At 64.9% G+C, this 10,478-nt stretch carries 8 protein-coding genes; 1 reads left to right on the forward strand and 7 read right to left on the reverse strand.

Annotated elements, in window-relative coordinates; all coding sequences use genetic code 11:
* Window positions 1–59: 59 nt before the first annotated feature.
* From HX839_RS26855 to HX839_RS26885, 7 genes are all read right to left on the reverse strand, one after another.
* Window positions 60–1,202 (reverse strand): LLM class flavin-dependent oxidoreductase, encoded by a 1,143-nt coding sequence (locus tag HX839_RS26855; protein WP_177067971.1) that lies wholly within the window; start codon window positions 1,200–1,202, stop codon window positions 60–62.
* Complete coding sequence (locus HX839_RS26860; RefSeq protein WP_087695234.1) at window positions 1,192–2,184, reverse strand: LLM class flavin-dependent oxidoreductase; 993 nt, start codon at window positions 2,182–2,184, stop codon at window positions 1,192–1,194. Before HX839_RS26860 ends, HX839_RS26855 begins: the two co-directional genes overlap by 11 nt.
* Window positions 2,185–2,343: 159 nt before the next feature.
* Window positions 2,344–3,330 carry an LLM class flavin-dependent oxidoreductase gene (locus HX839_RS26865; protein ID WP_003218623.1) on the reverse strand — a complete coding sequence of 329 codons (987 nt, stop codon included), beginning with the start codon at window positions 3,328–3,330 and terminating at the stop codon, window positions 2,344–2,346.
* Window positions 3,327–4,316, reverse strand: a complete 990-nt coding sequence (locus HX839_RS26870) for an LLM class flavin-dependent oxidoreductase (protein WP_177029478.1) — start codon at window positions 4,314–4,316, stop codon at window positions 3,327–3,329. The genes HX839_RS26865 and HX839_RS26870 overlap by 4 nt, the downstream gene beginning before the upstream one ends.
* On the reverse strand, window positions 4,313–5,230 hold the full coding sequence (locus HX839_RS26875; protein ID WP_177020864.1) for a 5'/3'-nucleotidase SurE: 918 nt from the start codon (window positions 5,228–5,230) through the stop codon (window positions 4,313–4,315). Before HX839_RS26875 ends, HX839_RS26870 begins: the two co-directional genes overlap by 4 nt.
* Complete coding sequence (locus HX839_RS26880; protein WP_008430347.1) at window positions 5,227–6,564, reverse strand: LLM class flavin-dependent oxidoreductase; 1,338 nt, start codon at window positions 6,562–6,564, stop codon at window positions 5,227–5,229. Before HX839_RS26880 ends, HX839_RS26875 begins: the two co-directional genes overlap by 4 nt.
* 58 nt (window positions 6,565–6,622) lie before the next feature.
* On the reverse strand, window positions 6,623–9,061 hold the full coding sequence (locus HX839_RS26885; RefSeq protein WP_003218616.1) for a TonB-dependent siderophore receptor: 2,439 nt from the start codon (window positions 9,059–9,061) through the stop codon (window positions 6,623–6,625).
* Window positions 9,062–9,367: 306 nt separating this feature from the next.
* Between HX839_RS26885 and HX839_RS26890 the strand changes: the two genes are divergently transcribed.
* Window positions 9,368–10,360, forward strand: a complete 993-nt coding sequence (locus HX839_RS26890) for a P1 family peptidase (protein WP_177067972.1) — start codon at window positions 9,368–9,370, stop codon at window positions 10,358–10,360.
* Window positions 10,361–10,478 lie beyond the last annotated feature (118 nt).

Consider the following 10,478-nt stretch of genomic DNA (forward strand, 5'->3'; position numbering starts at 1 on the left):
AGCCGCTGTAAGAGCGGAACCAATATCAGCCATAACCGAAGAAACGGATATGTACTCAATCAACCCCGACCCACCTCTACATCCCTCCCCGAAGCCCCAATCCTGCGCAACAAAGGCAACACCTCCGCCCCCACATGAATCGACTCTTCCAGATGCGGAAACCCCGAGAGAATAAAGCTGTCCACCCCAAGCTGGTGATACTCCTCGATCCGCTCCGCCACCCGCTCATAACTCCCCACCAGCGCGGTCCCGGCTCCGCCCCGTACCAGGCCCACACCGGCCCAGAGGTTGGCCGAAACCTCCAGCTCCCGCGCCCCACGCCCACGGCCTTTCATCAACTCGGTCTGGCGACTCTGCCCCACCGATTCATACTTGGCCATCTGCCGCTGCGCCTGGTCAATGGCGTCCTTGGGTATCTCCTCCAACAGCCGCTCCACATGCGCCCAGGCCGCCTCGTCAGTGCGATCGGCAAAGATGTGCAAGCGCAACCCAAAGCGCAACGTCCGCCCCTGCATCGCGGCCAACTCACGCATCCGCAGCACCCGCTCGGCAATCATCGCCGGCGGCTCACACCACATCAGGTACGTCTGCCCATGGGCAGCCCCCACCTGCTCGGCAGCCTCGGAGGCGCCCCCAAAATAGATCGCCGGCACCTCGGCCCCAGGCGCCACCGGCGAGTTGATCCCACTGCGGTAGTAGCGCCCCGGATGCGCCGCCTGCTTGCCAGCCCACACCGCCTGGAACACCTGCAAAAACTCCGCAGTACGCGCATAACGCTCATCGTGTTCGAGAAAATCCCCCAACGAACGCTGCTCAAAACGGCTGGACCCCGTCACCACATGCAACGCCAGGCGATTCTCGCTGAGCAATTGCAAGGTCGCCGCACGGTGGGCGGTATAGGCCGGCAGCTCCATGCCTGGTCGCAACGTCAGGAGGAATTTAAGCCGCCGAACCTCCTGGGCCAGCACCGCGGTAATCAGCCACGGATCCTCGAAACCGCTGGCGGTGGGCACCATGATCCCGTCGAACCCGGCCTGTTCGGTAGCCCGCACGATCTGGCGCAGGTAATCGAGGGTGGGGGCACGTTCGCCTTGCTGGAACAGCCCGACCTTGGGCAGGCCGCTGCTGGTGAGGTGGCGGCCGTCGCCATTGGTGGGCAGGAACCAGTCGAGCTGGATCGGGGGGCGAACCTCAGTGTTCATGGTGCAGGCGCTCCTTGCGCAGGCCGTGTTGAAAAAGCAGCGGCAGGATCTGTTCACCAAAGCGCAGCACTTCGCCGACCGCCGGGCCGCCTTGCAGGATGATGTGGCCAAGGCCCAGGCCGTGCAGTTCCTGCAGGCGCGTGGCGATTTGGCGGGGCGTGCCCACCAGGATCAACGGTTGGCCAGGGTGCAGTTGCAGCAGGTTCGGGTGGATCTCCCACTGGCGCAACGGGTGACGGTCGCGGGGCACGGTGGCGATGCGGTGGTTGGGCAGGTCCTGGGTCGGCAGCAGGGCGGCGGCGGTTTCCCAGGCCAGGTCCTCGCTGTCGCCGATGACCAGGCCGAAGGTACAGGCAAAGGCCAGGCCCGGCTGAAGCTGGCGCCAGCGTTGTATTTCCTGGGCCAGCCACTGCGGATGCCCAGGCCGCAACAGGCAGACCTGGGCGTGGCCAGCCACCAGCGCGTGGCTTTGGCTGTCGTCCAGCACCAGTGGCGGCGCGGGCAGTTCGCGGCGGGCGACGCCGGCGTTTTCCAGTTGGAAATAGCGGCCTTGATAATCCAGGCCGCCGTCATTCGGTGCCAGCAGTTGTTGGAGAATCTCCAGGTATTCGCCGATGCGTTCGCTGCGCTGGTCGCGGTTCAGCCATTCGCCAAACGCACTGCGCAGGCTGCCTTGTTCGCCGTCGGGCAAGTGCAGGCGCACCCGGTGGCTGCTGATCGATTGCAGGCTTTGCAGGGTGGTGGCCAGGGCCGCCGGCAGCATGACTTCCGGCGGTACGCTCACCGACAATTGCACCCGTCGGGTGTGGGCGCATAACGCCGCCGCCACACCGAGGCTGTCGGCACACAGCGCGCCGCCGGGGATCCACAGGCCGTCGATGCCGGCGTATTCCACCGCCTGGGCCAGCTGGATCCACTGCCCCGGCCGCGCCGCCCAGTCGGGGGTACAGAGGGGCATCAACCAACTGAATTCAAGGGGCATACACGGGCTCCATAGTTTGGCATCAGCATCACGCGTCGTCGTAGCAGCTGTCGAGCCCCGGCGAGGCTGCGTTCGCGGTGTATCTGGCACACCGCTACGCAGCCTCGTTTCACTCGACAGCTGCTACGGGAGCTGACGCTTTCAGGGCGTTTGATCATCCTACTCTCGTCCTCGCCATCCGAGGGCCGGGGCGATGTCCCGGGCGATGATTTCCAGGCGCTTGAGGATCTGCGCCTGGGTCGAGCTTTCGGCCTGGACCACGGCGATCACGTAGTCAGCATAGGGCAGCAGGGACGGGTCCTGTTGCAGGCTGGCGATCACTTCGTCGGGATGGCCGTGGTGCACGTTCATCAGGCGCAGGTGCTCCTGCAGGTCCACGGCTTGATCAATCAGGCCTTCGCGTTGCAGGCGCGGGATGTGGCGCTCGATATCCACCGCCAGTTCCGCTTGGGCACTGGCGCGATCCGCTGCCGGGAAAATTGCCCGCACCACGCCGATTCTCGGTGGGCGATCGATGCGGGTCCAGGCATTCAAGTAGGCATCGGCCAGGGGTTTTTGCACCGTCAGCGGATCGTGGGTGGCGGTGCCCAGCAGCAAGCCGTTGCCCTGGCTGGCGGTGTATGCCGCGCCTTCGAGGCTGCCGTGGGAGTGCCACAAGCGGCTGCTCAAGCCGGTTGCTGGCGGTTGCAGGGTCAGCGCGCTGTGGGGCATCAATGCCTCGCCGTCGAGTAACTGCTGGACCTGCTGCTGGTGTTCGCTGAAATCGACCTGGCGTTGCACGGCATCACGGCCAAACGCGCTGAAATTGTCGAGGTTGGCGCCGCCGCTGCCCAGGCCCAATTGCACCCGCCCGCCGCTGAGGGCATCGAGCACACTGGCGTCTTCCGCCAGGCGGATCGGGTCTTCGAAAGGCAGCACGATAACCCCGGTGCCCAGTTCGATATGCCGGGTTCGCTCGGCCACCGCCGCCAGCAATACCAGCGGCGACGGCAGCCGGCCGAAGCCGTTGCTCAGGTGGTGCTGGGCAATCCAGCCACCGTCGAAACCGAGGGCCTCGGCGACTTCGAATTGTTCGATCAGGTCGCGGTAGACCTGCTGTGGATCGTCGCCAAAGGCGTGGCTGAGAAAGCCCAGTTTGAAGCTCATGTGAGGGTTCCTTGGGGCAGTGTCGGTTGCCAGCCCAGGGCCGGGGCGATCTGTTCGCGGATGATTTCCAGCGCGCGGATCGCTTCCCGCAGCGGGGTGCTGGCGGTCTGTACTTGCAGCACCAGGTGGTCGTTGGCCGTCAGTCTCGGCCCTTGCTGCAACTGCTCGATGATCTGCTCGACCGGGCCGTGCAGGATGCCGAGGCGCCTGAGGGTGGCGTCGAAATCATCATCCACCGGCGCCTTGTACACGCCGATGCTCTGTTGGCGTTGCACGTAGGCCTGGATATCGTTGCGCGTGGCGGCGTCCGGGTTCGGGATCAGCGCCTGTACCCGGGTGACACGGGGCGGGGTGCCGTTGTCACCGGTCCAGGCGTTGCGGTAGCGGTTGACCAGTTCTACCCCGGCTTCGGGCGGCAGGTGCGGGTTGGGCGCCATGATCAGGCCGTGGCCGCGCTCGGCCACCCGTTCCACCCGTGAGGTGGCTTCCCAGATTCGCTGCCCAAGGCCGGCTGCCCGTGGCAACAGGCGCGAGCCGCTGTCGGTCAGGGGGGCGTTGCCCAGGGCATGGATCAACTGTTGCAGGTGCTGCTCATAATCGCGGTGGCGCGCCTCAGGCTCACGACCGAATGCGGTGAACGTGTCGGGATCAAAACCCGCACCCAGGCCCAGCTCCAGCCGGCCATTGCTCAACAGGTCCAGCACCGAGGCGTCTTCCGCCAGGCGCAGCGGCGCTTCCTGGGGCAACACGATAATCCCGGTGCCCAGGCTGATCCGCCGGGTGCGCTGGGCGATGGCGGCAAGCAATACCAGGGGCGAGGGCAGGCGGCCGTTTTCGCTGGCGAAGTGGTGCTGCGCCACCCAGCCACTGTCAAAGCCCAGCTCTTCGGCGACCTTGAACAACTCCACGGTGTCGCGGTAGACCTTGGGCTCGAAGCCGGGGCTGTAGACGCGGCTGAGAAACCCCAGGGAAAAACGCGAACTCATGGCTGCACCTCGCGGGCCAGTTGTTTTTGCAGGGCGGGGCCGGCGTTGATCGACTCCGGCAGGCCGCTGAACGGGCTGATGGTCAAGTAACCCTTGTTGAGCCATACCGCCTCATCCTGCTTCTGCTGCTCGGCGGTGGCGGCGGGGCTGTACTGGAAGCCGATGCCGGGTTTGCCCGGCAGTTTGAATTGCTTGAGGTCGTCGGTGTACACCGCTTCAAAACCCACGTAGCTGCCGATGCGGGTGAGTTTCACGCCCTTGATCCGTGGGTCTTTTGGCAGGTTGATATTCAGGCCCAGGCCCTTGGGCAAGAGCGCGCCGTCGGGCTGGCGATGCTGGTCCAGGGCATTGACCAGCTTCGCCACCAGTTGCGCCGCGCGTTGTGGGTCTGCCTCCTTCAAATCGGTGCTGACTGCCAGCGCCGGAATGCCCGCCTGCACCGCGACACTGGCGACGTTGAACGTGCCGGAAGCGCTGTTGATCGCCCCCAGGTTATTCCCGGGGTTGGGGCCGACGATCACCAGGTCGGGGTGGGGCATGACTTTTTTCAGGCCCATCAGCAGGGCCATTACCGGCGTACCGCTGATTTCGATCTGCACGTCTTTGCCGGCGCATTCGGGGCTCTGGCACACGCCGTTTTCAGTGGTGCTGATGGAGTAACTGTCGGGGTAGGCCGGGTCGTCGTCATGGCCAACGGTGACTTCGCGACCAAAGAAAAACGCACCGCCCCGTGCGCTCTGGTCGGCCTGCGGTGCGGCAATCCGCACCGTATGCCCCTGGGCCTTGAGCTCGGTGTACAGGGCGCGAATATTGGGGTGCTGATAACCGTCGTCGTTGCTCAGCAAAATGTTCAGGGCAAAGGCCTTCGAGACGAACAGGCTGCCGACTGCCAGCATCCATGCGCTGCGCTTCATGGTGTGACTCCCTGGGTAAAGCGATTGGCCGGGCGCGGCAGGCCGAGGTTTTCCCGCAGGGTGGTGCCTTCGTATTCGGTGCGGAACAGCCCGCGTTGCTGCAGCAGTGGGATTACCTGCTCGACGAACAGGTCGATGCCGCCCGGGAAGTACGGGAAGAACACGTTAAACCCGTCACAGGCACGGGCTTCGAACCACTGCTCGAAGAAGTCGGCAATGTCTTCGGCGGTGCCGATTACCGGGTTGCCGGCGGTCAGGTGCAGGTACAGCTGGCGGATGCTCAGGTTCTGGCTGCGGGCCAGTTCCAGCAGTTTGTCGCGACGGCTGCCGCGCTGGCCTACCGGGGTTTCCGGCAGCGGGCCGTCGAGGTCGTAGCCCGACAGGTCGATGTCATCGCCCAGGGTGTCGGCCAGGAAACGCAGGCCCAGCACCGGGTCCACCAGGGCCTGGAATTCTTCGAACAGCGCCTGGGCCTGTTCGCGGGTTTCGCCAATAAACGGGGTGACACCGGGCAGGATCTTGATGTGGTCGGGGTCACGGCCAAAGGCGGCGGCGCGTTGCTTGATGTCTTGATAGAAAGCCTGGGCGCCGGCCAGGTCATGGTTGACCGCAAAAATCAGCTCGGCAACGCGGGCGGCGAGGGCCTTGCCGGGTTCCGACGCACCGGCCTGCACCAGCACCGGATGGCCCTGTGGAGGGCGGGCGACGTTGAGTGGGCCACGTACGGAAAAATGTTCGCCGCGATGATTCAGGGTGTGCAGTTTGGCCGGGTCGAAATACTCCCCGCTGGCCTTGTCGCGGGTGAAGGCGTCGTCGTCCCAGCTGTCCCACAGGCCCTTGACCACGTCGTGGAATTCTTCGGCGCGCTGGTAGCGGTCGCCATGGTCGATATGGGTTTCGCGGCCGAAGTTCCAGGCCTCATCCGAGACCACCGAGGTCACCAGGTTCCAGGCGGCGCGCCCCTTGGACAGATGGTCGAGGGAGGCGAACTTGCGGGCGATATGGTACGGCTCGTTGTAGCTGGTGGTGGCGGTGGCGATCAGGCCGATGTTGCTGGTGACGGCTGCCAAAGCGGCCATCAGGGTCAAGGGTTCGAAGTGTTCGGCGCGGGCAGTGCGGCTGAGGGCGTCATGATGATGGCCCCACAGGGCGACCACGTCGGCGACGAACAAGGCGTCGAATTTGCCGCGCTCGGCGGTTTGCGCGATGTGTTTGAAGTGCTCGAAATCCAGGCTGGCATCCGCCTGGGCCAGGGGATGGCGCCAGGCTGATACATGGTGGCCGCTGTTGGCCAGGAAGGCCCCCAGCTTGAGTTGATCGGTACGTCGGGTCATGGACAGGCTCCCGCAAAAGGTCAGGCGCAGGGCCGGCAAACCGGCCCCGCGGGCTGGGTCAGAAGGCGTACGTCACGCCGGTGTACCAATAGCCACCGGTGGTGCCGTAAGGCGAAAAGGTACCGTACGGGAAGCCGCCGGAACTGCTTACCAGGTCGGTGCGTTTCGGGTACTTGTTGAACAGGTTGTTGGCCCCCGCATTCAGGGTCACGGCCTTGGTCAGGTGGTAGTCGATGTTCAGGTCGGTGATCCAGGTCGGCGCGAAGTTGCGGTCGTAGATCTCGGCGGTGCCGTACTCGGTGTAGGAGCCGTAGCGGGTCAGGTTGAGGCTGGTTTCAACCTTGTCGTAGGTCCAGGTGGTGCCCAGCAGCAGCTTGGATTGCGGCAAGCCGTACTTGAGGTTGCCCTGGCGCTGGCGGTCATAGCCACCGTCCGGGCCGAGGGCCTGGGCGGCCACCGTCGAGGCGTGGATCGAGTCGATCTGGGTGGTGTTCCAGTTGAAGCCGGCGCTGTATTTCAGGCTGCCATAGGCACCGATGTCCTGGCGGTAGTCGCCCACCAGGTCAACGCCGCGGGTGGTGGTGTCGAGGGCGTTGGTGAAGTAGGTCACCGCCTGGTTCGGGTTGAGCCCGGCGGCGGCGAGGATCGCGCTGATTTGCGGCGTGCCGCCCAGGTAACCGGTCTGGGCGATGCGGTCCTTGATCACGATCTGGTAGGCATCCAGGGTGATGTTGGTGTTGTCAGTGGGTTGCAGGGTCAGCCCGATGCTGTAGTTGGTCGACTTTTCAGGCTTGAGGGTGGTCGCGCCCAGGGCCTTGGCCACATCGGAGTTCACCGCCACGTTGCGGTAGTCGAACAGTTGCCCGTTGACGCTGGTTTGCGAGGTGGAGCTGTAGATCTGCTGGGCCAGGGACGGTGCGCGGAACCCGGTGCTGACGGTGCCGCGCAAGGCCAGGATCGGGGTCAGCTGGTAGCGGGTGGAGAACTTGCCGTTGGTGGTGGTGCCCGAGCCGTCGTTGTAGTGCTCGTAGCGCCCGGCCAGGTCCACGTGCCATTTGTCGGTGAGGTCCTGGCCGATCTCGCCGTAGCCCGCGAGGCTGATGCGGCTTTTTTCGGCGGCGTCGGCCGGGGTGGTACCGGCACCGGAAATGGTCCCGGGTGGAATGATCGCGCCGTTGGCACCGGTGTCGAACGGCCCGCTGGCGTAGGAGGCGAGGTCACCCTTGCCGATCTTGTAGTCTTCGTAGCGCTGTTCCAGTCCCCAGGAAATCTGCGTCGGCTTGTACAGACCGAGGTCGAAGGCGCGGGTCAGGTCGAGGTTGTTGGTCCACTGGCTGAAGGTTTTTACGCCGGTGTCGACCGAGGTCGGTGAGTTCGGGCCGTAGCTCAGGTTGTAGGTGTCGGTGAGGGTGGCCCGGGCATGGTCCTGGCCGTAGGTGCTCGACAGGTCATAGTCCCAGCCGGCGGCCTGGCCCTTGCCGCCGAACGCCACCTGGAAGTCGTCTTCGATGAAGCGCAGGTTGTCTTCGATACCTTCCGGGTACGGGGTCTGGATGCCGTTGAACGACGGCGGCTGGTGGAATGCCAGGGGCTTTTCCGAGTTGCGGTGGGTGTAGGTCGAGAACGAGTACAGGGTCAGCGCGTCGGCGACCGGCAGCTCGGCGTTGTAGCCGAGGCTGAAGTTCTTCGCCTCGGGCAAGCCGGTGCCGTAGTAGGTGTGGCGTTGGCTGGTGTTGCCGGCACTGTCGGTGTACGGCGCCGCATCGGAACGGTCCGAGACGTCCTGTTTCTTCACGTCCAGGGCGAGGTTGATGAAACCGTCGTTGGGCAGGGCCAGGCCGACATTGCCGGTTTGACGCACGGTTTCGCCGTCGCCGTTTTCATAGTTCTGGCCGTAGGTGGTGGACAAGCTGCCGCCGTGGTCGGTTTGCTTGAGCACGATGTTGATCACGCCGCCGATGGCGTCCGACCCGTATTGCGCCGAGGCGCCGTCACGCAGGACTTCGATGTGATCCACCAGGGCGGTGGGGATCATGTCCAGGTCCACCGGTTGCGAGCCGGAGTTGAGGGAGGTGGCGTTGTTCAGCAGCGCGCTGTTGTGGCGGCGCTTGCCGTTGACCAGCACCAGCACCTGGTCGCCGTTCAAGCCGCGCAGGCTGATGGGGCGCACGATCGAGGTCGAACCGAAGCCCGACGAGGCCGGCTGGTTGAGGGACGGCAGTACTTTGCTCAAGGCACGGGTCAGGTCGCCCTGGCCGGTGGCGAGCAACTGCTTGGAAGAAATCACGTCCACCGGCGCCGGGCTGTCGGCCAGGGTGCGGGCCTGGCCACGGTTGCCGATGACCACGACGGTGTCCAGGGGGTTATCGCTGGCCGGGGCGTCGGCGGCGAGGGTCAGGCTGCTGTAGCTGACGGCCTCGCACACGGCGAGGAACAACAGGGTATGGGCGAAAGCCTTGCCGGGTTGGCGGCGGCCTGCGGCGCGTGATGGATTCATGATGTGCAACACTCCAGTGTGGTTAGGCAACGGGCCTTGTTCGAGGACGGCTTGTTAAGTTCAAGCTCTGGTGGAGGCAGGAGAGCAAAGGCTGTGCCATCGCTGAAAAGTCTTGGATAACAAGGAGTTGTTGGAGGGTTTGCGGGGCGGGTGGTGTTTTTCTAACAGGCGGGAGGGCAGGGTGTTGGTTTTTGTGCAGGGGATTTTTTCGCGAAGCTGCTAGCGTACGCTGGGCCGGGGGAGCGCCTCCTTGGCACACCCCTTGCTCTCCCCACGCCATACCTAAACCCAAGGAAGCTTTTCTGTATGCCTAGACCTGGCCCGCGCAACGCCCTCACTGATATTCCCGGCCTGGAGGTTGGCCACGCCACAGACCTGTACGCCGACACCGGCGTCACGGTGATCCGCCCGGATGGTTTCTGGACTGCCAGTATCGACATTCGCGGTGGAGGCCCAGGTGGTCGCGAAACCGCGGCGCTGGAGCCGGAGAACATGGTGGGCCAGCTGCACTCGCTGGTGTTTGCCGGTGGCTCGGTGTTTGGCCTGGCGGCGGCGGATGCGGTGGCGGCGAAGTTGTCCCAGGACCAGGTGGGGTTGCATTTGAAGCCGGGTGCGCCGGCGATTCCTATCGTGCCGGCGGCGGTGTTGCATGATTTGGCCAATGGCGGGGACAAGGATTGGGGCCTGGAGCCACCTTACCGGCGGCTGGGGTTCGAGGCGCTGGCCAATGCCGGTCCGGAGTTTGAGTTGGGCTCTGTCGGGGCCGGGCGTGGGGCCATGGCCGGGGTGTTGAAAGGCGGGCTGGGGACCGCGTCCCTGGATTTGGGCGATGGGTTGGTGGTTGCCGCGTTGGTGGTGGCTAACCCGATTGGTTCGGTCTACATGCCGGATGGCGAGACGTTCTGGGCGTGGCCCTGGGAGGTGGCGGGGGAGTTTGGTGGGGCGCGGCCGGTGACGGAGATGGATTGCAGTGATCCGATGCCGGAGTTGTCGCGGCTGGATTCCATGGGGCGTCTGCAAGCGGGGGCCAATACCACGCTGGTGGTGGTGGCGAGTACGGCGCGGTTGACGGTGGCGGAGTGCAAGCGAGTGGCGATCATGGCGCAGGACGGGATTGCCCGGGCGGTGCGGCCGGCGCATTTGCCGTTTGATGGGGATACGGTTTTTGCGTTGGCTTCGGGGGCAGTGGAGGTGGCGGATGGGCCTCGGCGGCAGGTGGAGATTGGGCGGATTGGGTCGGCGGCGGCTGATTGTGTGGCTCGGTCGATTGCTCGGGGGGTGTTTGCTGCGCGGGGTTAGGGTGGGGTGTATATCCGTTACTCCGCGGGCCGCCGCGACGGGCCATCCATGGCCCGGAGCGGGTAAACCGGCGTCCTGCCGGTTTACCCGCTCCACCGTGCCTACTTGCGGCCATCGT

The sequence above is a fragment of the Pseudomonas sp. I8001 genome (assembly GCF_013385345.1).
Taxonomy (GTDB): Bacteria; Pseudomonadota; Gammaproteobacteria; order Pseudomonadales; family Pseudomonadaceae; genus Aquipseudomonas.